The organism is Anabaena azotica FACHB-119 (genome assembly GCF_014697625.1).
GTDB lineage: Bacteria > Cyanobacteriota > Cyanobacteriia > Cyanobacteriales > Nostocaceae > Trichormus > Trichormus azoticus_A.
Map to the genome: position 1 here is coordinate 1 of NZ_JACJSG010000029.1, position 21,821 is coordinate 21,821.

The 21,821-nt window shown below is 42.2% G+C and carries 31 protein-coding genes and 1 pseudogene; 12 read left to right on the plus strand and 20 right to left on the minus strand.

Features of this window, described 5'->3' with window-relative positions; all coding sequences use genetic code 11:
- The 5 genes from H6G83_RS20230 to H6G83_RS20250 all read left to right on the plus strand — a co-directional run.
- Window positions 1–228 (plus strand): hypothetical protein (locus H6G83_RS20230; protein WP_190475601.1); only part of this gene is annotated, 228 nt, incomplete at its 5' end.
- A gap of 74 nt (window positions 229–302) precedes the next feature.
- Window positions 303–605: a DUF2499 domain-containing protein gene (locus tag H6G83_RS20235; RefSeq protein ID WP_190475603.1), complete on the plus strand. Its 303-nt coding sequence runs from the start codon at window positions 303–305 to the stop codon at window positions 603–605.
- A 112-nt stretch (window positions 606–717) separates the two neighbouring features.
- A complete protein-coding gene (locus H6G83_RS20240; protein WP_190475605.1) occupies window positions 718–1,008 on the plus strand; it encodes a DUF3593 domain-containing protein in 291 nt (96 codons plus the stop codon).
- Between the two features lie 119 nt (window positions 1,009–1,127).
- A complete protein-coding gene (hisA, locus tag H6G83_RS20245) occupies window positions 1,128–1,901 on the plus strand; it encodes a 1-(5-phosphoribosyl)-5-[(5-phosphoribosylamino)methylideneamino]imidazole-4-carboxamide isomerase (RefSeq protein ID WP_190475607.1) in 774 nt (257 codons plus the stop codon).
- Between the two features lie 1,387 nt (window positions 1,902–3,288).
- Window positions 3,289–4,068, plus strand: a complete 780-nt coding sequence (locus H6G83_RS20250) for an MBL fold metallo-hydrolase (protein ID WP_190475796.1) — start codon at window positions 3,289–3,291, stop codon at window positions 4,066–4,068.
- An 82-nt stretch (window positions 4,069–4,150) separates the two neighbouring features.
- Here H6G83_RS20250 and H6G83_RS20255 read toward each other — a convergent pair whose 3' ends face one another.
- Together H6G83_RS20255 and H6G83_RS20260 are read right to left on the minus strand one after the other, a co-directional pair.
- Window positions 4,151–4,330 (minus strand): hypothetical protein, encoded by a 180-nt coding sequence (locus tag H6G83_RS20255; protein WP_190475609.1) that lies wholly within the window; start codon window positions 4,328–4,330, stop codon window positions 4,151–4,153.
- A gap of 98 nt (window positions 4,331–4,428) precedes the next feature.
- Window positions 4,429–4,719 (minus strand): BrnA antitoxin family protein, encoded by a 291-nt coding sequence (locus tag H6G83_RS20260; RefSeq protein ID WP_242044713.1) that lies wholly within the window; start codon window positions 4,717–4,719, stop codon window positions 4,429–4,431.
- A gap of 92 nt (window positions 4,720–4,811) precedes the next feature.
- Here H6G83_RS20260 and H6G83_RS20265 point away from each other — a divergent pair, with 92 nt between their 5' ends.
- Window positions 4,812–5,054 carry a CopG family ribbon-helix-helix protein gene (locus H6G83_RS20265; RefSeq protein WP_190475612.1) on the plus strand — a complete coding sequence of 81 codons (243 nt, stop codon included), beginning with the start codon at window positions 4,812–4,814 and terminating at the stop codon, window positions 5,052–5,054.
- Window positions 5,044–5,322, plus strand: coding sequence for a type II toxin-antitoxin system RelE/ParE family toxin (locus H6G83_RS20270; protein WP_190475614.1), 279 nt, complete (start codon window positions 5,044–5,046; stop codon window positions 5,320–5,322). Before H6G83_RS20265 ends, H6G83_RS20270 begins: the two co-directional genes overlap by 11 nt.
- Window positions 5,323–5,386: 64 nt before the next feature.
- Here the strand turns inward: H6G83_RS20270 and H6G83_RS20275 are convergent, their stop codons facing one another.
- Both H6G83_RS20275 and H6G83_RS20280 read right to left on the minus strand, forming a co-directional pair.
- On the minus strand, window positions 5,387–5,662 hold the full coding sequence (locus tag H6G83_RS20275) for a LapA family protein (RefSeq protein WP_190475617.1): 276 nt from the start codon (window positions 5,660–5,662) through the stop codon (window positions 5,387–5,389).
- A gap of 730 nt (window positions 5,663–6,392) precedes the next feature.
- Window positions 6,393–7,820, minus strand: a complete 1,428-nt coding sequence (locus H6G83_RS20280; RefSeq protein WP_190475618.1) for a phosphoglucomutase/phosphomannomutase family protein — start codon at window positions 7,818–7,820, stop codon at window positions 6,393–6,395.
- A 105-nt stretch (window positions 7,821–7,925) separates the two neighbouring features.
- On the opposite strand from H6G83_RS20280, the gene H6G83_RS20285 reads away from it, so the two are divergent.
- Entirely contained in the window at window positions 7,926–8,786 is an 861-nt protein-coding gene (locus H6G83_RS20285) for a PD-(D/E)XK nuclease family protein (RefSeq protein WP_190475620.1), read from the plus strand.
- A 415-nt stretch (window positions 8,787–9,201) separates the two neighbouring features.
- On the opposite strand, the gene H6G83_RS20290 is transcribed toward H6G83_RS20285, so the two are convergent.
- Together H6G83_RS20290 and H6G83_RS20295 are read right to left on the minus strand one after the other, a co-directional pair.
- Window positions 9,202–9,849, minus strand: coding sequence for a hypothetical protein (locus H6G83_RS20290; protein ID WP_190475622.1), 648 nt, complete (start codon window positions 9,847–9,849; stop codon window positions 9,202–9,204).
- Between the two features lie 30 nt (window positions 9,850–9,879).
- A complete protein-coding gene (locus H6G83_RS20295; protein WP_190475624.1) occupies window positions 9,880–10,362 on the minus strand; it encodes a papain-like cysteine protease family protein in 483 nt (160 codons plus the stop codon).
- Window positions 10,363–11,474: 1,112 nt separating this feature from the next.
- Between H6G83_RS20295 and H6G83_RS20300 the strand changes: the two are divergent.
- A pseudogene (locus H6G83_RS20300) lies at window positions 11,475–11,778 on the plus strand (DUF2887 domain-containing protein); the annotation flags it as partial.
- 16 nt (window positions 11,779–11,794) lie between these two features.
- On the opposite strand, the gene H6G83_RS20305 reads toward H6G83_RS20300, so the two are convergent.
- A complete protein-coding gene (locus H6G83_RS20305; RefSeq protein ID WP_190475625.1) occupies window positions 11,795–12,034 on the minus strand; it encodes a hypothetical protein in 240 nt (79 codons plus the stop codon).
- 260 nt (window positions 12,035–12,294) lie between these two features.
- Window positions 12,295–12,870, minus strand: coding sequence for a leucyl/phenylalanyl-tRNA--protein transferase (gene aat / locus H6G83_RS20310; protein ID WP_190475627.1), 576 nt, complete (start codon window positions 12,868–12,870; stop codon window positions 12,295–12,297).
- Between the two features lie 197 nt (window positions 12,871–13,067).
- On the opposite strand from aat, the gene H6G83_RS20315 reads away from it, so the two are divergent.
- Window positions 13,068–13,397, plus strand: coding sequence for a hypothetical protein (locus H6G83_RS20315; RefSeq protein WP_190475629.1), 330 nt, complete (start codon window positions 13,068–13,070; stop codon window positions 13,395–13,397).
- A 77-nt stretch (window positions 13,398–13,474) separates the two neighbouring features.
- Here H6G83_RS20315 and rpsN read toward each other — a convergent pair whose 3' ends face one another.
- From rpsN to H6G83_RS20365, 10 genes are all read right to left on the minus strand, one after another.
- The gene (gene rpsN / locus H6G83_RS20320; protein WP_190475631.1) at window positions 13,475–13,777 is read right to left on the minus strand and encodes a 30S ribosomal protein S14; all 303 of its coding nucleotides are present in this window, start codon (window positions 13,775–13,777) and stop codon (window positions 13,475–13,477) included.
- A gap of 75 nt (window positions 13,778–13,852) precedes the next feature.
- On the minus strand, window positions 13,853–14,524 hold the full coding sequence (gene nth / locus H6G83_RS20325) for an endonuclease III (protein ID WP_390822427.1): 672 nt from the start codon (window positions 14,522–14,524) through the stop codon (window positions 13,853–13,855).
- On the minus strand, window positions 14,521–15,615 hold the full coding sequence (gene rseP, locus H6G83_RS20330) for an RIP metalloprotease RseP (RefSeq protein ID WP_190475635.1): 1,095 nt from the start codon (window positions 15,613–15,615) through the stop codon (window positions 14,521–14,523). Before rseP ends, nth begins: the two co-directional genes overlap by 4 nt.
- A 94-nt stretch (window positions 15,616–15,709) precedes the next feature.
- On the minus strand, window positions 15,710–16,093 hold the full coding sequence (locus H6G83_RS20335; RefSeq protein WP_190475637.1) for a PIN domain-containing protein: 384 nt from the start codon (window positions 16,091–16,093) through the stop codon (window positions 15,710–15,712).
- On the minus strand, window positions 16,086–16,328 hold the full coding sequence (locus H6G83_RS20340; protein ID WP_190475638.1) for a hypothetical protein: 243 nt from the start codon (window positions 16,326–16,328) through the stop codon (window positions 16,086–16,088). Before H6G83_RS20340 ends, H6G83_RS20335 begins: the two co-directional genes overlap by 8 nt.
- Window positions 16,329–16,366: 38 nt before the next feature.
- Complete coding sequence (locus H6G83_RS20345) at window positions 16,367–16,564, minus strand: hypothetical protein (RefSeq protein ID WP_190475640.1); 198 nt, start codon at window positions 16,562–16,564, stop codon at window positions 16,367–16,369.
- 54 nt (window positions 16,565–16,618) lie between these two features.
- Window positions 16,619–16,903, minus strand: coding sequence for a Txe/YoeB family addiction module toxin (locus H6G83_RS20350; RefSeq protein ID WP_313936590.1), 285 nt, complete (start codon window positions 16,901–16,903; stop codon window positions 16,619–16,621).
- Complete coding sequence (locus H6G83_RS20355) at window positions 16,879–17,115, minus strand: type II toxin-antitoxin system Phd/YefM family antitoxin (protein WP_190475642.1); 237 nt, start codon at window positions 17,113–17,115, stop codon at window positions 16,879–16,881. The genes H6G83_RS20350 and H6G83_RS20355 overlap by 25 nt, the downstream gene beginning before the upstream one ends.
- Before the next feature lie 215 nt (window positions 17,116–17,330).
- Window positions 17,331–18,635, minus strand: coding sequence for a serine--tRNA ligase (gene serS, locus H6G83_RS20360; RefSeq protein ID WP_190475644.1), 1,305 nt, complete (start codon window positions 18,633–18,635; stop codon window positions 17,331–17,333).
- Window positions 18,636–18,757: 122 nt separating this feature from the next.
- Complete coding sequence (locus H6G83_RS20365) at window positions 18,758–19,336, minus strand: DUF3611 family protein (RefSeq protein ID WP_190475646.1); 579 nt, start codon at window positions 19,334–19,336, stop codon at window positions 18,758–18,760.
- A gap of 662 nt (window positions 19,337–19,998) precedes the next feature.
- On the opposite strand from H6G83_RS20365, the gene H6G83_RS20370 reads away from it, so the two are divergent.
- A complete protein-coding gene (locus H6G83_RS20370; RefSeq protein ID WP_190475648.1) occupies window positions 19,999–20,346 on the plus strand; it encodes a PadR family transcriptional regulator in 348 nt (115 codons plus the stop codon).
- Window positions 20,347–20,398: 52 nt separating this feature from the next.
- Window positions 20,399–20,929 carry a cofactor assembly of complex C subunit B gene (locus tag H6G83_RS20375; protein ID WP_190475650.1) on the plus strand — a complete coding sequence of 177 codons (531 nt, stop codon included), beginning with the start codon at window positions 20,399–20,401 and terminating at the stop codon, window positions 20,927–20,929.
- A gap of 232 nt (window positions 20,930–21,161) precedes the next feature.
- Here H6G83_RS20375 and H6G83_RS20380 read toward each other — a convergent pair whose 3' ends face one another.
- Together H6G83_RS20380 and H6G83_RS20385 are read right to left on the minus strand one after the other, a co-directional pair.
- Window positions 21,162–21,422, minus strand: coding sequence for a hypothetical protein (locus H6G83_RS20380; RefSeq protein WP_190475652.1), 261 nt, complete (start codon window positions 21,420–21,422; stop codon window positions 21,162–21,164).
- A gap of 60 nt (window positions 21,423–21,482) precedes the next feature.
- On the minus strand, window positions 21,483–21,800 hold the full coding sequence (locus H6G83_RS20385; protein ID WP_011318525.1) for a DUF3155 domain-containing protein: 318 nt from the start codon (window positions 21,798–21,800) through the stop codon (window positions 21,483–21,485).
- Between the last annotated feature and the right edge of the window lie 21 nt (window positions 21,801–21,821).

Consider the following 21,821-nt stretch of genomic DNA (forward strand, 5'->3'; position numbering starts at 1 on the left):
TGGGGCATCAGCACGACCTTAAACGGACAGGGAGCGACCATAAGACTACAACGGTTGCTAGTTGCTGTGAACTGTCAAGAATCACCGACGTTCAACGTCGGTGAGTATGTCAACAGTAGACCTCTTGCAAAAGTCGTTCTTAGCGTTCTTTTCTTTGCGTCTACCCTGCGGGAACGCCTTACGGCGAATGCGCCTACCCTGCGGGAACGCCTAGCGGCGAATGCGTGAGACAGAAAAAGATTTATGCAAGAAGTCTAATGACCAATGACCAATGACTAATGACCAATGACCAATAACTAATTATGCACGCTTTATCAATTCCCACTTGGATTATTCATGTTTCTAGCGTTATAGAGTGGATAGCCGCTATCTGGTTAATTTGGACTTACGGCGAACTCACTGCTAACCGTAGTTGGTGGGGATTGTCTCTAGCAATGTTACCAGCATTAGTGAGTGCCATGTGTGCTTGTACATGGCATTATTACGACAATTCCGAATCTCTAGAATGGTTAGTCACACTGCAAGCTACCATGACTCTAGTTGGTAATTTTACCCTTTGGGCAGCAGCCGTGTGGATTTGGCGATCGGCGAAAATAGAGGGTTAATCAGTTAACAGTTAACAGTTATCAGTTATCAGTTATCAGGTTATGTTAACTGTTGACTGACATACCCAGTCCCCAGTCCCCAATACCCAGTACCCATTACTAAAATAAGATTATGTCTAAAGAAACCCTATTCGCCCTTTCCCTATTTCCCTATTTGGGTTTCTTGTGGTTTATCAGCCGCAGTAAACTAATGCCACGTTTATCACTGTATGGATTTTACGGTACTCTCGTTTTTGTAGGCGTGACTATTCCCGCCGGGATTTATGCCAAAGTCCATTATGGTGAACAATTAGCCAATATAGATTGGTTACATGGTGGTGCTGAAGTTTTTTTGACGCTTTCTAACATTCTAGTTGTGGTGGGTTTCGCGCAAGCCGTCAGACAATTAAAAGCGAAAAGCTAAACATCAGTGCTGAGTTATGAATGCTAAGTGCTAAGTTTACAAGCTTTTCTCCCCCTACTCCCTCATCTCCCTCATCTCCTCCCACTCCTCACTTTTTGATTAAATACAGGGTAATTTAAATGGACGTAATTCCCGCAATTGATTTACTTGAGGGTCGTTGTGTGCGACTCTATCAAGGAGACTACGATCGCTCACAAGTTTTTAGTGAAAATCCGGTTGATGTCGCTAAACAGTGGGTGGATCAAGGTGCAACCAGATTGCACATCGTCGATTTAGATGGTGCAAAAGCTGGTAAAGTAGTAAACCTAGCAGCAATTGAAGCGATCGCTCAAGCAATTTCTGTACCCATTGAGATAGGCGGCGGATTGCGCGATCGCTCTAGCGTCGAACAGGTGTTTAATTTAGGTGTACGCTGGGCAATTCTCGGAACCGTCGCCGTAGAACAACCCCAGCTTGTACAAGAACTCTGCCAACAATACCCCGAACAAATTATCATTGGTATTGATGCCCGTAACGGACTAGTAGCTACTCGCGGTTGGTTGGAAACCTCAGAAGTTTTAGCAACCCAATTAGCTGTACAAATGCAAGAACTAGGTGCAGCCGCAATTATTTATACAGATATCCACCGTGACGGAACACTACAAGGCCCAAATTTAGACGCATTACGAGAACTAGCCGCCGCCATTACCATCCCCGTAATTGCATCTGGTGGGGTAAGTTCCGTTACCGATTTGTTAAGTTTGTTAGCATTGTCGCCCCAAGGTGTCACAGGTGTGATTGTGGGACGTGCTTTGTATACTGGGGATATTAACTTAAGAGAGGCATTGCAGGCGATCGGCCCTGGACGTATACAAGACATACCACCTAACTTAGATTTTTCCTCCTTCGCCTAGTTTGTAGTGTTCGCGTAGCGTCTCGTAGAGAGGGTTTTAACCGAATGGCACTAAGATAACGTGAAACTCTCACTGTGACTGGGTGTAGGGGTATAGGGGTGTAGGGGTGTAGGGGTTAGAAGAAGAACAGTATTTTTTAGGCATTTTGATTTAATTATTAGTTCTTGACCGTGCAACCCCTACACCCTTACACCCTTACACCCTAAAAGCCTTATAACTTAAGGATTTGCGCTTAACAAGCGTGCCATTCGGTTTTAACCCTCCTTGCAAAATAATCACAACCACCAGAATATTTTTTCTGGAATCCCTAATAACACTGTTGTAGTTGAGTATATAAGTTAATCAAAAATTAGTATTTTCCTGTAAGTCTAAAACAGATGCTTGTCAACCACTCCATCAGTGACACAACCATCTATCAAAATTAAATCAAAACAGGAAAAAATTATATTCTCCATTGATAACTGCTGAAAACAACTACAAATAATGGGTTTCCTTTGCAGTAGAGACGTAAATTTTATCACGTCTCTATTTTATTTTCTAAGTAAATTTATTGACTGATTTCGGGAAACGGTAATATGCTGGATGTAGTTACAATTATCATCAATTACCAAATTTTATCCTATGACTAGTCAACAACCTAATTCCAACCAACCATCTAATAAAAATCTCAAATCAGTTAATCCAAATAGAAAAAGACCATTAGATAATGGCAAACCGAAAAAAACAGACCCATAAAATATCAAATGTATTTAAATAAAAAGACGTAATATTATTTACGTCTTTTTATTTAACAATTTCTTCTGACTTATAGTTACTAGTTTCATAGACAAATATTACCAGGACTTACGCACCAAGGTTATCTGTTGAGACTGGGTGTAGGGGGGTAAGGGTGTAAGGGTGTAAGGGTTTTAATGATTTACACCCCTATACCCCTACACCCTTGCCCAAACCCTTGATTTTTCGTTTTTATGCGTAAGTCCTAATTACTTTGGCTATTACTTTTAGCTTTGTCAGCTTTTACGCTTACCGGATTAACTACGAGCCTCTCTTCCGGGGAGTAGCCATTTTGACAACTCCTTATTTTGTTGTCTTTACTCCCCTACTTTACCTCTACTTGTTTATTTTTCCTTAAGTTGACACTAATGCACATCTGTGCGCCCATACAGATAATGGATGTGTTACCGAGATTTTTGGAATTGGTGTAATGGACTGGCAAGGCTAAAATGTGGCAATAGGTTTGGATAAATTTGAACGCAGATGAACGCAGATGAACGCAGATGAACAAGATGATAGATTTTTCGCGCTATGCACAAGTTTAGGCTTGCCACGCCACTAGTAGGCGATCGCACTAATGCCACAATGAAATCAGCGTTATTATCCTGTGGCTATGTACTTAACTTGGTTTGACAACAACAGCTGGCTGCTAGAATTAGGCGAACAGCGAATACTGATAGATCCTTGGCTGGTTGACGTGTTGACCTTTGGAAATTTAGATTGGTTCTTTAAAGGCTCCCGTTCTCAACAACGCCCCATACCAGAGAATATTGACCTAATTCTCTTATCTCAAGGTTTGGAAGACCATGCTCACCTACCAACACTAAAGCAACTTAACCGGAATATTCCAGTGGTAGCTTCTCCCAATGCGGCAAAAGTTGTGCAAGGTTTAGGTTTCACCTCTGTTACCAGTTTGGCTCATGGTGAAAGTTTTACTTTCAATAATTTGATAGAAATTAAAGCCTTTCCTGGTTCTTTAGTCGGCCCTACTTTGGTCGAGAATAGTTATTTTATTAAAGAATTAGCAACTGGCTTAACCCTCTACTACGAACCCCACGGAAATCATTCTCCACAGTTAAAACAAGTAGCACCAGTTGATGTAGTCATTACGCCTATTATTGATGCGGTACTACCCCTTGTTGGGAGCTTTATTAAGGGTGGCAACAGCGCCTTAGAAGTAGCCCAATGGTTGCAACCACAAGTTATGCTTTCTACAGCTAATGCCAAAGAAACAACCTATGAAGGCTTATTAAGCAAAATAATCACATTCAAGGGCAGCATTGCAGACTTCCGGCTGCTACTAGAAAAACATAACTTGCCTACACAGGTATTAGATCCGCATCCAGGCGATCGCGTGGAATTACAATTGAAAAAGCGTGTATTGACGATTTAGTTATTAATTTTTTTTGGACATAGGGGTTAGGGGCTAAGGCGTATTTTTAAAGTCTAATAATCCTCCCTAACCCCAGGGCTATTTAAGCAGAATATATTAATTGCGATCGCTCTTTATTTGCGGTGGTTGATAGTGCGATCGCATCTGGTAATAACGAACAATTAGCCCTTGCTTTAAACTCCATGACAGAAATAGCTAAATCCAGCCCATTCAAGGACTTAGCTAATTTAAATTCTGTCCGTGCAGGACTTAACGACCCCAATCATGAATGGACATTTTGATTTTGTGAATATATTGATATAGCTTTTGTAGAGGTAAAATTAATCTTATCTCTACAATTTCTTATTTTCTCATAGAGTATTAAGCAGACTTCTCTTCAGATTTTGAATAAGCTTTGTGTGCTTCTGCATAAATTTTTAACGCCACAGCCATCTGCTGTTCATAATTATCTCCCTGTGCTTGAAACCAAGCAAAAGTTTCTGGGTCTATTTCAACTGTAATTTTTACAGATGACTTGGGCATCCGCAATTGGGCTTTCGTAAAGAAATCCTCTGATAAGGGTGGAATATCTGAAGTGTCGATTTCTTCATCGGTCATAGCATCAATTCTATCCCAATCAGTTATTGAGGTATTGATATTATCGATTTCCATTGCTTATTTTTCTTCACATAATATTACTAGTGTGTTGCAATGCAAGGCAAAATATTGCAAGATAATAATATGCAAAACAATCTAGTAAAACTATGAGCAAAGAAAATATTACCTTTCGGATAGATACTGAGAAAAAAGCTGCGCTTGAAGCCATTGCGAAGGGTGTAAACCGCGATCGCAGTTACGTACTCAATGAAGCCATAGACGCTTATCTAGAAATGCACCAATGGCAAATTGAAGAAATTCAAAAAGGGATTGCAGAAGCAGACGCAGGCGACTTCGCCAGTGATGAGGAAGTAAACGCGACTTTTGCTAGGCTGACTAATGCAGATTAAATGGCTACGTCGTGCGCTGCGTAATTTAGAACAAGCCCACAGCTACATCCTCAAAGACAACCCAGATGCAGCAGGAGAATTAATATTAAAGATTCAAACTGCTGTTAGTCAACTTGAGAATTATCCTTTCATGGGGCGAGTTGGACGTGTAGAAGGTACAAGAGAACTCGTCATTGCTAACACCCCATACATTATTATCTACCGCGTAAAAGAGGAGTCTGTAGAAATTCTTCGAGTTCTTCACGCCTCAAAACGCTATCCAGACTAAAGCCAAACTACCTCCAATACCTCTAAAAACACTCCGCGCCCCTCCGCGTTTAAAAAACCCCTCTCTAGAACTCCTCATCATCCACAAAAAACTCAGCATCATCTTCCAACCGAGAACGACCCCTAGAACCAGCCACACCCCAAAGCGGTTGCAACACAGCCATAGCAATTAACCCAATACCAGCGCTGAAAGCCAGCACCAAACCCACTGGTATTTGCACCGATTGAAATGTTAAGAATTTTAAAGATACAGGCGTAGCATTTTGGACGGAAATAATTGCGATCGCCGCCACCCAAACAGCCACAATTACAGATGTGATCAAAGGAGCAAAAGTTTTCATATACAACTAACCACAAATACACACAGATGAACACAGGCGTTCATCTGTGGCTGAGATTTTTATCGTGAAGTACCTACACTGATACTTTCCTGCGGAACGCTCCGCGAACGTATACAGTGTAGGCTTCCTGTCTCACTTGCCATTGCTCTGTTAGGAACATTGTAAAAACAATGTGCGTTACCAAAAACGCTCCGAGTCTTACATAGCATCTCTGGGGGAAACCCCCTTTATCTGGTAAGCGCCAGAACCCAGGCAGCCGCCCGCCTCCCGCAGGCAGTTTAATTGTTAATCCGAGAATTTACATGGAGTGTGACGGGTGCGTCCCAGTGGTAAATTCTCTTCCCCCTTGCTCACGCTCGTTACCTCCGCAAGCGTCGTACCGCTACTTCGTGTTGTTTACAGCCGTGTGGGTGGGTCAATGACCATTTACATATTACCATAAATATGTTCATCTTATGTACATATTCATGGAGAAAAAAGACTGACATATTCGTATATCTTCTAGGCGGCACGACAAGCTCAAGGCTTATGCACAGGACAGAGAAAAAACAGTCACGCAACTTATTGAGGACTGGATCGATAGGTTGCCAAATCAAAAAACTGGCGACTCCTAAGCGACCCCACTCCCTGATCAAGCTAGCGGTTGATAGCGGTCGGAGGTCAACTCGTCGTCGAGAAAGCCATTCATCCCACGCTCCCCTATCGGGTGAGACGTGGGGCTTCTGTCGGATTAAGCTAACTTAGCGATCGCACTTTCCAACTCTTGCGCCAACTGAGTTAATTTCTCAGGTGAGTTAGTCTCTAGGTAAACCCGTACCAATGGTTCAGTACCAGAAGGACGCAGCAACACCCAGCTACCCTCTTCTAAATACAGCTTAATTCCGTCCTTACGCCCGACTTCCTTCACCTTAATTCCTGCTACCTCGGAAGGAGGATTTTTGGTAAAGGAATCAATCACAGCATTTTTGTGTGCTTCTGTCAAGTGTAAGTCTAGACGATTGTTATACAAGGGACCATCAGCTTCCGCGATCGCTTCCTTCACCAATTGACTCAGGGGCTTACCTTCGTAGGCGATCGCCTCAGCAATCAGCATATCAGCTAAAACGCCATCTTTTTCGGGAATATGACCAATAATACTTAAACCGCCTGATTCTTCACCTCCAATCAGCACGGTAGTTTCCCGCATCTTTTCCCCAATGTATTTAAAGCCTACAGGGGTTTCGTAAATCGTCAAACCGTATTTAGCGGCAAAGTTATCTAGTAAGTGAGTTGTAGCTACTGTGCGGACGATAGCGCCACTCTTGCCCTTATTTTTAATCAAATGACGCGCCAGGACTAACAGCACAGTATTGGGTGTGAGGACATTACCCAACTCATCCACAATCCCAAAGCGATCGCTATCGCCATCGGTCGCCAGCCCTAAATCTGCATGGTCGTTGCGGACAGCTTCGACCAATTCAACCAACTGTTCCCCCTTGGGTTCAGGCATTCCTCCCCCGAAGAGAACATCGCGCCAAGTGTGGAAACTTTCTAATTGTGTACCACTATGTTGCAAAACTTCATCTAAATAGCCACGGGATGTAGAATATAACGCATCATACTTGACTTTAAGTTGGGCGCTTTTAATTTTTTCCACATCCAGCAATGTGTAAATAAACTGGAGATAGTCCGGTTTGGGATCGAAAGTAGAAATCGAACCTGATGGCTTGCCAGATGGCAACTCATCCGATGCACTTTCGATATTTGCCACAATAGTATCAGTAATCTCTGGAGTGGCAGGCCCAGCATAATCAGGGATATATTTAATTCCACAGTATGGTGCTGGATTATGACTAGCCGTAAACATCAATGCCCCTGCCGAATTGAGGTGACGGGCATTATAAGCAATTACTGGTGTGGGGCAATCCCGATCAGTAATTTTCACATTCCAGCCCAAGTCAGCCAAGACTTGAGCTGCTGTTTGAGCAAACTGATCAGCTAAAAACCGCGTATCGTAGGCAATGAGAACAGGTCTATCTTTTGAGTAGGCTGTTTCCAGATAACTTGCGATCGCCCTTGTCACTTTCCGCACATTGGGAAAAGTGAAGTCATCGGCAATAATACCTCGCCATCCATCAGTACCAAACTTTATCTTGCCGGAATTACTACTAGCACTCATGGCTGCCACTTACTCCCATCTATTTGAACACTATAGGAAGCTTCCCGCAAAGCGTGCTTAGTCGCAAGCATCCTCCACCGTATTTTTTCTCACTGCTCTTGACCAATGTCAACCCCCGAACGACTGTTTGTTAGTTATCACCTCTGGTCTTTAGTTGCCCCAGCCACAGGGCAAGAACGTTGGCATTGCCAGATGAGACGGGGGTTTATCAAGGCGCGTCAAAACGAACCACAAGTCAAAGCACTACTAGCGAATGCTACCGCACCGCAGCGAATTGGCATCCTCGCGCAAAAAGGTGTTTATGAGTTTCATCATAATCGACATCTGTTAACACGCTCAGATGGAGTTGAGCAGGTAGCGCGGTTGTTGAAATTAAGTAACGCTACGATGCAAATTCAACAAAGAGTGCTACAAATTCTTAAGAAATATTACAACGCCCCTTTATTATTGGGCAAAAAAATACTGCAATTAACTCGTGGCGATGAAGGCTTCCCCAAACCGATTTTAATTGAACAGAAAGACGACCGTTTTCGCTTGTATGCGGCGATGGACTGTGTTTTCATTGAGTCCGATGACCGCCACACCTTACATATATTAGATTTTAAAACAGGTAAAGCTGCTTTTGATAAAAGACAAGCCTTAGTTTACTTACTAGCCGCTCATTATCTTTACCCAGGTAAAGAAGCCGTCGCCTCATTTTATAATTTAGAACTCTGTCAAGAATCAGAGTTAATTAGTCTCAAAAAGCATGAATTAGAAGAATTAAAGCTTGAGCTAATAAATATTGCCAAAAAGCACTACGAAGACGTACAACAATATCAAGATGCTGCTAGAGATTTTAGTAAAATATTTCCCCCAAATCCTGGTTATCACTGTCGCTTCTGCCCCTTTGAGTCAATTTGCGAATTTTCGGCACAACCTACTCAAGGACAATCTTTACCCATTATCAAAACTCATGTTAGGTGATAGGTTACAGGTCACAGGTTACAGAAAAATATAGATTTTATATAGCAATCCTATTTGATTTGTGAGAATTAGTGATCTTCAGATCCCCGACTTCTTAACTGATATCTTGCACCTTCTCAATAAGCAGGTGGCTCCCTGCACTCCCCACCCCACGAAATAATGAGTTTTTCAGCCTGTTATTTTGTCAATTAGACCTGATTTGTAAACAAATAAATCACTTGGGTATAATTTGCGGTGCGGATTTTCGATCGCGGTTAGACGGCTCATCGACAACAATATCACGCCGCAGGCAAACCTGCGGCGCGGGACTAACTCTCAATTTGGACTTTGTGTTACTATGGAAATAATTTAGCTAAATGTGGAATGAGAGAATCGCACCATAGTAGCTCAAAGTTCATTAACGAGTATCAGTACTCTATGGTGTAGGTGGTGTACTACCTTCATTTTCTTCCGGGAATTGTAATTGCTCATGTGCTTGCAATTGCTGTTGAGCATCTTGGCGCAAGATTCTCTCAAACTCTTCCTTAGAGTACTCTTCTTTAGCTGCTAGTTGTGGGCTGGCCTCCGCGAGTGGGACAAAGATGTCATTACTGCCTTGTTCATCTTTGAGCCACAAAGCAAACAGATAGATACTAGGAATTTTTAACACCCGCAATTCGTAATCGTGTTTTTGCGATCGCTCTAGGCGTTCAGCTTTTTTGATAGCTGACATTGTCCCTGGTACAAAATCCCCTTCTTCGGTATTCAAGAAAGCATGGTTTTGTCCAGTCTCATCGGTCGCAACTTCCACTGCAAATTCATCGTCATTTTTGTTGCGTTTAGGATACACATAGCGCCAACTAATTTGTTTAGCATTGGCTAAACCGCTCTCTGCTAATTCTTGCAAACTCACAGTATAAACAGGGTGTTGTACTACGTTAGGTGAACCTGGTTTAAACTGAGTGGCGCTTTCAGCAAAAAAACGACCTTTTTTGGAACGTGCTAGTCCAGGAGGTAGATTGTTGAGTCCTTCGACTAAGGCTTGTTCCGATTTAGCTGGTGGATTTTTCTTTTTAATTCCCATGAGCTGCTCTCCTAATTTGTATGACCAAGTTTATAATTTAGTCTCGTATCTGTGCGTCAGCTGACCACTATTCTCGTATGACTTGCAGAACGTGTCGTATTTTATATTCTTGGTAACACCGCCCCAAGGGTCTTGAATTGTAACGTACCCAGTAGAGGTAGTTGCACCTGAGATCACCACGAAGTGACCGCCACCACCGTTCCAACCAATCCGCGCACCCATAGGAGTGTTATTAGCGAGTTCTGCTTCGACACTTGCCAGACTAGGTACACCACTGTAAAACTTATAGAAGTACCCGACTCTTGTAAGTGCTTTGTCTAAGTACCAGGGTTTATTACAAGCAGCAGAGGAACCATTAACTTCGCAATCTGTGCGCCCTAATTCAGCATTGACAATTGTGGCTTGAGTCCAAGCAGTTGCTGGGTCATAAAACTTGGCAACACTATATGAGCAGGCAGCCCAGCACCAGTTAGTATTTTTTTGTGGGTAGATCGTGAAATTCAGTTCTGCCATATATTCACCTTTGTTACAAAATGGCTCAACTTGAGCAAAGTAATGGGAAAAACTTCTGGTTGTGTTTCGCTAAGAAACTGCTGACTAAATACTTGGCATAAAGTATTCTTATGCTAAAAGCTATGTCGCATTGTCCAGAAGTTGGATCTAGCCAGCTATATAAAGCCGACCAGATTCAAATCAAAACCACTGTTACCATTTCTTGTTTGAGAAGGTTTGCGTAATAAGTTCATGGTTTTTCTTGTTCCAATGTATAGGCACGTAAACGACAACTCAGTACAACAATATACGCCACAAGACATTATGCCAATGCGAAGTTTTGTTGCATCAGTAAGTACAGTCGCTACCTAAAAGCGCATTTCTTGATCTTTGCAAAGATTGGAAGTCGCTTGAAATGTATATTTTTAAGCTTAATAGGTTTTAATTTATCAGAAGATGAATGAAAATACAAACTATACGTTTACGTAAATTTTCTTAAACTATTAGAAATTGTTTGCCAGTGCAGTAGACTCATCCGCCAAGGGCAAATGTTTGTGGTAACTGGGTTTGACAAATTTGCAGACAATGGGCGATCTTGGGGTGGGAGTGGGGAGTAGGGGCGTATTGCAATACTTCGTACTCATGTACGAAGTATTATGTCTGAATACAACTTATTATGACTTTTCACGGGATCTAGAAAATTCACATCTTGCACCAAGCGACTGAAGTCACGCGCCACTGAGGGAGTCGGCAAAGCCGATGACAGTCGCTTCAACGGAGGGAACCTCCGCACAGCGCTGTCTTTCCAACGCAGTGGCTTGGCTACACAGACAAAACCTGCTTACGCAGGTTCCAAACCCTTGATTTTACGTTAGTCCGCGTAGGTGGACTTGGTTTGTATAGCCGCGAATTCAATTCGCTAGGGCTAGGTGCAAGATATGTGTTTATCTGAAATGAGTAGCAAATATTCTTCTGAATTTATTAGAGTAGATTATTTTGACGGAGATCCAATTCGATTATTTTGGATTCATAAATAATAGTATTTAACTATCTGCTACGCAAAATTAGATATATTACTGTGTTACTTCAATGATAAAATACTGAGTCAGTAATTAATCTTTGGCAATATTTTAGTGAAACGCGACTCCATCTATTACCAAATATTTAAACGCTTTCCTGCATTAATTTTTGAACTCGTTGATAACCGCCCCGAACAGGCGCAGAATTATCGATTTAAATCGGTTGAGGTGAAAGAAACCTCCTTTCGCATTGATGGGGTCTTTTTACCTCCAGAGGGTGCAACCAAGAGGATTATCTACTTTGCTGAAATTGAAATTCAGCAAAGTAGAAGCTTTGTATCATCGCTTTTTTACCGAATCAATGATGTATTTGAACCGGAATCTGTCTGAATACGATGACTGGTACTGTGTGGTAATATTATTGCCTTTAATTATTACATTGAGCCTTTCTGCATTACTTCTTGTAGATGATGACGAATTTCTTGTGCTTGCTCAATATCAGACTGGCGCAATTTTTGGAATAAATCTACACAAGGCTTAGAGTTAGCAGCTTGTGCATCTTCGATGTATTTGTCATAAGCTCTAACTGCTTCCGCTTTACTTTGTAAAACGGTAATAAAATCATACTCTAAGTTGCTGATAGGTTGTTGAGAATTTCCGTTACTTGTAGCCATTTCCTTGACCTCCATGAAATTTATAACTAATTTCTACTTAACCTTACAGAGTCATTCATCCACCTAAAAGGGTAGAAAAAATTACACAGAAAGAGGTAGTAATTTGCACGGGAAATTATTTGCGCTTAAAGACTTATCATATCTTGGAGGTTGGTAATGGGTAATTGGTAATTGGTAATGGGGAGTGGTAGAAAGCAATTACCTATTCCCTATCCCTGTTCTGTCACCTGTCACCTGTCACCTGTCCCCTGCCATAACTGTTAAATTAGAGTGCAAGAAGTTAATAGTGCTTTTTCCAGCAGAGTTTTATATTCCTGATCCTGAATGCGATAAGCGCCAAATCTTTCTAAATGGGGGTTCATCATTTGTGCATCGAACATAACAAACCGCCTTTGACGTAATCTTTCAACTAATTTAACCATCGCTACCTTAGAACCGTCAGGAATGCGATAAAACATCGATTCGCCGATAAAAGCACCACCGATGACAATTCCTAAAATACCGCCTGCTAACTCATCACCTTGCCAAGTTTCAAAACTGTAGGCGTAACCTGTTTGGTAAAGTAGCCAGTAAATCTCTTGTAATTCCTGAGAAATCCAAGTAGTATCCCGGTTAGCACAACCAGCCACAACAGCCGCAAAATCTCGGTTAACCGCCACGGAAAACCTTTCTTGATTCAAAACCCGTTGTAACGATTTAGGATAGCGAAATCGCTCATCTAAGGGTATCAAAGTGCGATCGCGGCTACCATACCATCCCAGGCGATCGCTGTCGTCTGCCATGAGAAAATAGCCTTGTGCATAGCCTTGAATAATAGAGGCGATATCATATTGCATAGATAAAAATAAAAAATATCAGAGGAACGCAGTCTGATGTTATCACTCATCCTCCGCGCTCCTCTGTCTTGAAAAGTTGAGCCACTGCGTTGGACGGGTTTCCCGGCTTGTAGCAAGTGGCGTTCCTACGCCGGGAAACCCGGCTTCGAGGAACTTTTCGCTGCGTTTCCCTTAGCGTTCCTCTGCGTTTGTTGAATATGACACAACCAATACCACCCATTACCCTACCACCAGCCGCCAATCCCAATCTTGAAGGTGAATGGCTACAAGAGCGTTTGCTAAAGTGGCTAGATACAGAATTTATTCCCGAAGCAGTCAACCAAAAAATTGCTCAACGCGCAGCCCAAATTTTTGTCCGCCAAAGGATGGAAGGTGAAAATGACCTTGGTTCTCTGGTAATTGCCATTGTCACAGAGATGCAGGCCTTTGATTTTTCCAAAAGCTTTTATGGAGAGTTTGCGATCGCCAACGCCGTCAGCGATCTACTCTTAGAAAGTCTAGGTATAGACCGTTGTTGTGGACAGTAAAGTTAGTCCATAGTCAAAAGTCCACAGTCCATAGTAAACAACTAATGACTAATGACTAATGACTAATGACCAATAAACTACCAGCTAGACTTAACAACCCCAGGTAAAAGACCTTCGTGCGCCCATTCCCGGAGGACGTTCCGAGATAGCCCGAAGTCACGATAAACACCTCTGGGACGACCAGTAACCCAGCAACGGTTACGGCGACGGTTAGGCGCACTATTGCGGGGTAGCTGTTGGATCTGGCGGTGAATTTCTAACTTATCTAGAGGAGATTCAGTAGTTCTGAACTCTTCTAACAAAGCTTCGCGCTTTGCAGCATACTTTTCCACCAACCTAGCGCGTTTCTTTTCGCGCTCAATCATACTTTTCTTTGCCATAAATTAATTCAACAATTTTGACAGCATTTTCCATTCTACATTTAGGAATGGCTAATCGCCTCTATTTTTATCCATCTACCCAACAATAATTGTTTTCGTCCTCGATGGACATAAATCCGCCAATTCACAAGCCTCGCATATAGGAGAACGAGCTTTACAGACAGCGCGACCGTGATAAATTAGCCGAATTGACCAATTTTCCCAATCGGGCTGGGGTAATAACTTGATTAAATCCTGTTCAATGTGGATAGGGTCTGGATACTTAGTTAAACCCAACCTTTGACTCAGGCGCTTCACATGAGTATCCACAGTCACCCCAGCATTGATACCATAAGCATGAGCTAAAACCACATTTGCCGTCTTCCGCGCCACACCAGGCAGTTTTAACAACTGTTCCATTGTATTAGGCACTACAGAGTTATACTCATTGACAATCATCCGACAGGCGGCTTGGATATTCTTCGCTTTATTGCGATAAAACCCTGTCGAACGTACCAAGTTTTCTAACTCTGTTAAGTCAGCATCAGCTAAACTAGGCGCATCAGGAAAGCGACCAAATAAAGCAGGTGTGACTAAATTGACTCGCTCATCTGTACACTGGGCGGAGAGAATAGTTGCTACTAACAACTGTACTGGTGTGGTGTAGTTTAATGAACAAGTTGCATCAGGATAAAGAAGCTTCAGGCGCGAGAGAATTTCTAACGCCCGTTGCTTTTTAGGAAGAGATTTGCGCTTAGTAGTAATCACTGGAACAGTTTTTGCACCCACTCCAACTGCGTAGTTAACTGGGTGGTTTCTTTAACGATGAGGAAAATACCCAAGCCCAACAGTAGCACCAGACCAGTTTGCATGACACTTTCTTGAATGCGGTTAGGTAAGGGCTTACCGCGTAAACCTTCAATCAGTAAAAATGCTAGTTGTCCCCCGTCCAAAGCTGGGAGAGGCAGAATATTAATGACTGCCAAGTTGATACTAATCAAAGCTGCAAAAAAGAACAAGCTGCCTGTATCATTTTGGGCAATATTAGCGCCAATTTCGACTATTTTGATGGGGCCTGCTACTTGAGAGGCTGTTTCGCCAAAATTAGTAATTAGTTGCCCAAAGCCTTTAAATGTCATGATGACAATGCGCTGAAATTCACTAGCACCTACGCTAAAAGCTTTAGTGATACTCACAGGACGGCGTTCTACTTTACCGTTAGGCGCAAGCCCAATGCCAATGCTACCACCAGCTGGTTTGGCTTCAGGAGTAACATTAACTGATAGCCTTTCGTCTCCACGGGCAATTTGCAGTTGAATAGATTTACCTGGGCTATTTTTAATAATGTCTCTTAATGCGTCTATTTCTTGCAGGGAAGTACCGAACTGCTTTTGATTTGCTGCAAGAATGACATCCCCAGGTTTGAGTCCAGCATCGGTAGCAACAGCACTCACCTCTGGCGCTAATTGCTGAATTAACACCCCTGGCTGACTGGCTTGACCAATACCAACCAAGCCTACCTGGGCTACCAGTAGCATATAAGCAAAAATTAAATTAGCGATGACACCTGCACTGATGACGATCGCCCGGTCTAAAATAGGACGGTTACGCAGCAAATTCGGGTCATTGGGGGGAATATCGGTATCGGGGTCATCATCGGGAAAACCAACGAAACCACCCAAAGGAAAAGCCCTGACAGCATATTCAGTTTGTGCGCCTTGGTACTTCCACAGAACAGGCCCAAAACCAAGAGAAAAGCGGTTGACATGAATACCTTGAGAACGGGCGGCGACAAAGTGTCCCAACTCGTGTACCAAGATTAATACCGCCAAGACTGCGATCGCTGCTAAAACTGACATAAAGCAAATTAATCAAAAATATGCGGATATATCTTTTTATTGTAATAGCTTGACAACGGGTCTAGAGATTGCAGGCATCCTAGTTTAGTCTGGGCTAACGTACCACTCGAATCTCAATTCCCACATTCAGGTTACTCCATAAGCGATCAGTGGTTATGACAGGCTTGTTGAGAACAATACCTAAAGCCAAACAAGCGCGGTCTCCAAATGACAGCCCTATTGGTTTACTAGCTGGACGCAGCATTCCCGCTATCAATGCTTGTTCTTCATCAAACGGAACTACCTTTAAATGGAAATTAGAGAGAATTTGCTGAATATCTTCTTCAGGGATGCCACCTTCTGCCAGCTTGGCTATTATCTCAGATAAGTTGACTGTACTAATTGTTGCGTTGCCAATAAACTGCAAAACTTCTTCGCTACCACTTTCTTGATTAAGCAAGGCTAAAATAGCAGAGGCATCAACAACAATTTCACTCACTCAAACTCTCCACTCTTCGTTCTTCAATCAACTCTTGAGAAATTTTTCTACTAGCAGGAATATATTTTCTAAAAATAGCCTGGGCTTCTTTGACAGAAGCTTCTATGTTACTACGGATTGGTTTATCTTCTAGTACAAGCACAGCATTATATTCACCCTCTGGTAAGTCTACAGGTGAATTGATTAATAATTGGCGATCGCTAGTAATAGTGACAATTATTTCTAATGACTTCATAGTTACTTCTGATGAATCAGTCGTTCTAATAATTATTTTTATTCATTTATTATAGGACTAACTATATCACCTAATGTTTTCCCTTTACCTGCAATAGATGCAGGAGCAGTGCGACGTTTCTTTGATGGTATTTCTTCTATGAAGGTAACAATCACACGGGCAGTATTAACTTGAGGCTGTTCTGATATCCACTTTATTTTACCATTCTCATAAATCGCTTCGTAACTTTTAAGCATAGGAATCTTGCCGTCATTAACTTTGTTACCTTCTTATTATAGTTTGGGCGATCGCTACTCGTAATGCGTCCACATCCGTAAAACTTTCACTGTCTTTTCAGACTCAATAACTTCATACACTAAACGATGCTGAATATTGATTCGTCGGGAATATGCACCTTCTAAATCTCCCACTAACTTTTCATAAGGTGGTGGATTTTCAAAAGGATTTATTTGAATAATATCGAGTAAAGTTTGCGCTTTATCTCGTAAATTGCTAGCAGCTAGTTTCTTAGCATCTTTCTGTGCTTGTTTAGTGTAAACTAAATTCCACATCACCATTCTAAGTTGCGATCGCACTCCTCAATGGGCGTTGCTAAACCTTCCCTAATTGATTCTCGCATCCCTGGAATTGACAGAAGATAGAGAGTTTCCTGTACAGATGCCCAATCTGCTTCCGATAACAAAACAGCATTGCCACTCTTGCCTGCAATAATAATAGGTTGATGAGACTGATTCACTGAATCAACTAATTCTTGTAACTGCTGTTGTGCTTCATTAATGGGAATCATCATTCTACATCCTTTTATTAGTAGGGTGGGCATTGCCCACCAAAACTATAATGACAATATGAACCACACAATTTAATCAGCAATTGGAACCCAAAGTAACAACTTAATCAACCAGTATCTAGATTGTTTTGTTGGCGTTGAGATTAATTCCTGTAAGGCTGTGTGTAAGTTTTGTGACCAAATTACAGGACAACAAGTTACTTTGGAACCAATTGCTAATTTTTAAGTACGGTGGATGCCAAAGTATCCTGGTTGCCAAGATAAGGACGTAACACTTCAGGTATCTGAATTGTCCCATTAGGCTGCTGATAATTTTCTAAAATAGCAGCCATTGTCCGCCCCACAGCCAAGCCGGAACCGTTGAGGGTATGCACAAACTGAGTCCCCTTCTTCCCAGCTTCTTTAAACCGAATATCAGCCCTTCGCGCTTGGAAGTCTACAAAATTGGAACAGCTAGAAATCTCCCTGTATTTACCAGAAGAAGGTAGCCACACCTCTAAATCATAGGTTTTCGTCGATGAAAAACCCAAATCACCACTACATAAATTGATGACTCGATAAGGCAACTTTAAAGCCTGTAAAATTGCTTCCGCATTCGCCACCAATTTTTCCAACTCATCAAAGGAACTGCTGGGATCGACAAATTTCACCAACTCGACTTTATTGAATTGATGCAGGCGAATTAACCCCCGCATATCCCGCCCATAACTACCAGCTTCCCGGCGGAAACAGGGAGTGTAAGCACAGTGGTAAATAGGTAAATCTTCCGCAGCGAGAATTTCACCCCGGTACAAGTTCGTCACAGGTACTTCTGCTGTGGGAATTAGCCACAAATCATCATCAGCACATCTAAAGCTTTCTTCCGCAAACTTGGGTAATTGACCAGTCGCCGTCAAAGATGCACTATTAACCAACAGTGGCGGACTAACTTCCACATACCCAGCTTGAGTTTGCATAGTCAGCATAAACTGAATCAATGCCCGCTCTAAAGCCGCACCCGCCCCTATCAAATTAATAAAGCGACTTTGAGCAACTTTCACAGCTCGTTCCACATTGAAAATACCCAACTTTTCGCCGATTTCCCAGTGGGGGAGAATATTCGGGTTCTGGGGTATGTACTCATCACCCCAACGTCTCACCTCAACATTCTCTTCTTCACTTTTACCTACAGGTGTAGAATCACTAGGTAAATTGGGAATTGCGAGTATAAGTTGCTCAATTTCCGCCTTAAGTTCTTTCTCCCTGGGTTCTAGTTCACTTAACTGGGCTTTAACAGCATTACCTTCATCCCGCAAAGATTGAATTTCCGGGTCTTGAGGACTTATCCCAGATTTAATCTTCTGTCCGACGATTTTACCAATTTCATTACTCCGGGCTTGGAGTTGGCTGCGGTTCGCTTCCAATTCCCGTTGTTGCTTGTCCAACTGCAATATCGGCTGAATCTCATACTTACCATTGCGACTATTCAACCGTTCTTGAACTAATTGCGGATTTTCCCGTATTTGCTTAATATCCAGCACAAATTTTTCTCAGTTTTTCGCCTATGATTTTCTTTATCAATACAGTTAACATACAAGATTTCAGCATATATTAATTTTGGCAAACTGGCAGGGGAAAGATTCTACTTACTCTAAACATTAATTTAGGGACGGTTGAGGCGATTGAGTAGCCACAATGAGCCACTTAGCCCGGCAAAATTCGCTGTCAGCGCCTGGATATTAGCTAGCACGACAAACATATCTAAACCACTGATAAAGGGTTGATTAGCTTGTGCTGTGAAGAGAAATTGAGCTTGGGTCAGCGCTCTTGTTGCTAAAGTCCCAACGATCGCCTGTGCGCCCAACAAAGTCAAGAGTATTCCTACCAAATTTACTATCACTCCGAAGCGCACAACCTGCACGGTTTCACTTTTCCGAGGACGGTTACTGGGATTGGAAGATACTAGTTGTCTTCCCAGCCTAGTGTAACGGAAGGCTAAATAAACCCCTACACCCAAAGCCGCCAGTCCCACCAAAGCTAAAAAAATACCAAAACCTGCTCCTGCATTATTGCCACCACTCCCTGTTCTCTGGCTAGAAGCAGCATATAACAGTAAAATTACACCAGAAACAACACCTAAGACTAACTGAATCCAAAAGCTAATCCAACCAATTAGGCGAAAAGTCTCGGCGATCGCGCGGAGATTTGTGGAGGAAGATGGCGCGTCAGGGTTTTGTGACATACTGCTCACCAACGAAGCAAAAGGGAAATGACAAACTCGCCCAGACTGTGGGCTAGGCACTGATCTAAAATACTATCTCGATTTTGCCCTTTCATACCAAGCATTTCCTAGTTTTCCAGGGAGTGGGGAGTGGGGGAAGGGGGAAAGGGAGAAAGGGGAAAGGGGAAAGGGGAAAGGGGAAGGCGGAAAGGGGAAAGGGTAAATAACAACTGTCACCTGTCACCTGTCACCTGTCACCTGTCACCTGTCACCTATCACCTGTCACCTGTCACCTGTCACCTATCAACTGACTAATGACTATTTATTAAAGTTACAGACAAAACAGCATTTTCCCTGTAAAATTTCTTCGATAGCATCTTACGTTTCAGCAGTTCTCAACTAGCTCGGCATTATTTAACACTAAGATGGTGATAAAATCACTGTCTTGATGGCTCCTCACCACACTAACTTAGAGCTAGGTAGGGACGCACTTATCTGTGCGTTTCTCAAACTTTCGTATCTGTCCTGCGTTTTTTATGGCGTGGGTCATGATTTATTATTTACGCCGAAAAAAATCTTGTCCAATTAGTGCTATATACTTACCTCTTTGGTAGTAGTGTTATACACTAACTAACAGCCTGTAGATTCCGCAGTAAAGCCATACTTTTAGCCATCACCAACCTATGAAACTTGAGGATATATATAAGTTCTTTGAAAATCCTCCGCCAACTTACCTTTGCCAGGAAGTAGCAATTTGTTACATTCTGTATGTTTTACTTCAAGGTGAATCTTACGGAACTGAGTTAATTCAACAAATAGAAACTGAACACCCAACCTATAGGCTTTCAGATACTGTGCTTTATAGTGCGATCAAATTTCTGGAAGACAATAAGGCTATTACGGGGTATTGGAAGAAGTTGGAAGGAAGAGGTCGCCCTAGACGAATGTATCAAGTTTCTCCAGAATGGCAGCAGCAAGCCCAAGAATTAGCTCGGCTTTGGCAAAATTACATTCATGGAAGGACAAATTAACTAATAATTAATAATGAATAAGTCTCCTCCTATTGAACATTAGTAATTATTTATGGATACTGCTATTCTGCCATCAACGTTTGTACTCACCTTGTTGCTAGCGGTTGGGTTGTTCTTCTTTATTCGAGCATCGACTAAAGACCGTACAGAAACAGCAAAATTAATATCTGACCAAGAGGAAGCTGTTTTTATGCCACAATTGCAAGAGTATTTTCGTTCTCGGTCTTACCGAGTGGCAGAAGTAGACCATGACAAAAACCAAGTGACTTTTGAAGGGTTTGTTAAACCTAGCATCTTTTTAGCAGCATTCCTGACGCTGCTAGCATCTGTCGGTTTAATTTGTTTGTCTTTGGTTTTTGCGCTGCTGTTGCCTGGATTCGGTAATATTTTCTTTGGATTAGTATTATTTGCGCCTTTCAGTGGGCTTTTTTATTGGCGAAAAGCTGGCAGGATAGAAAAGGTATTGCTTAAGCTAGAACCCCAAACTACTCAGCAGCAATCTTTTAGTAAAATCACTGTGGTTGCTCACCGTGACGAACTAATTGAATTACAAAAAGTATTGCCTTTAAAGCCTGCTGAATAGGTGTGTAGATGCCTGATGTCTGTCAATTTATTTACCTTACCAAAGTTTGACAGCAACAATGGGAAGAAGCACTAGTACTAGGTGGCGTAATTAAATCTCAAACATATTAATTCTCTAAAAATCAGAAACCTACACAAAATTGGGACTTCTTGATTTTTAACTTTGAATTGATATGACCCAATGTTTGCCCTTTGCTTTTTACCTGCGCCATTTGTACTAGTGTTCTTTTTCCCTACGCGATCAGGTCGTAGGGAAAAGAGTAATCTGCTGACAGAGGTTTCTGAACAATCCACAGGAGGAAAGTAAAGTTCAACTCTCGCTTCTGGGCTTTGTTTTTTCTATGCTGATTTCCTTCTGCATCATGAAACCAGTAATCAACCCAGACAAACCAAATTGGTCTGTTGAGAGTTAACTTTCCAATTGCTTGGACTAGCTGTACTGGCAAATCAGTTACAAACTTAAAAAAATTGGAACTTTTGCATAAATTGAACATTTTTGCCAGTTAAATGATTGTCAGAAGCTGCACCTAATCCGTAAGATCATCATCTATCGTTCAGCGACTGCCTACTGCCACTGGTTCTGCACCTGCGGGGGACTCTAACACCCGGAGGCTAGGAAATAAGAAATGATTTTCTTCAACGTATTGAGCGCCAAATAGCCCTTTCTCTGCCCAAAAGTAACGATCTGTAGTGTGTTCGTTTCGCTTTACGAGTAGCAACGCCGGTGGCAAGATACCTTCAGCTTGAATAAATTTTCTGGCTGCTGTCACGGGTTTCTCTTCGCCGCTTTCGATGCTATATTGAGGCACATGTTCCAAAATACGTCGTCCTTCCTGGCGACGACGACTTTTCCTCTTACGTCTCCTTGCCAACCTATTTTCCTCCTCTTTCAA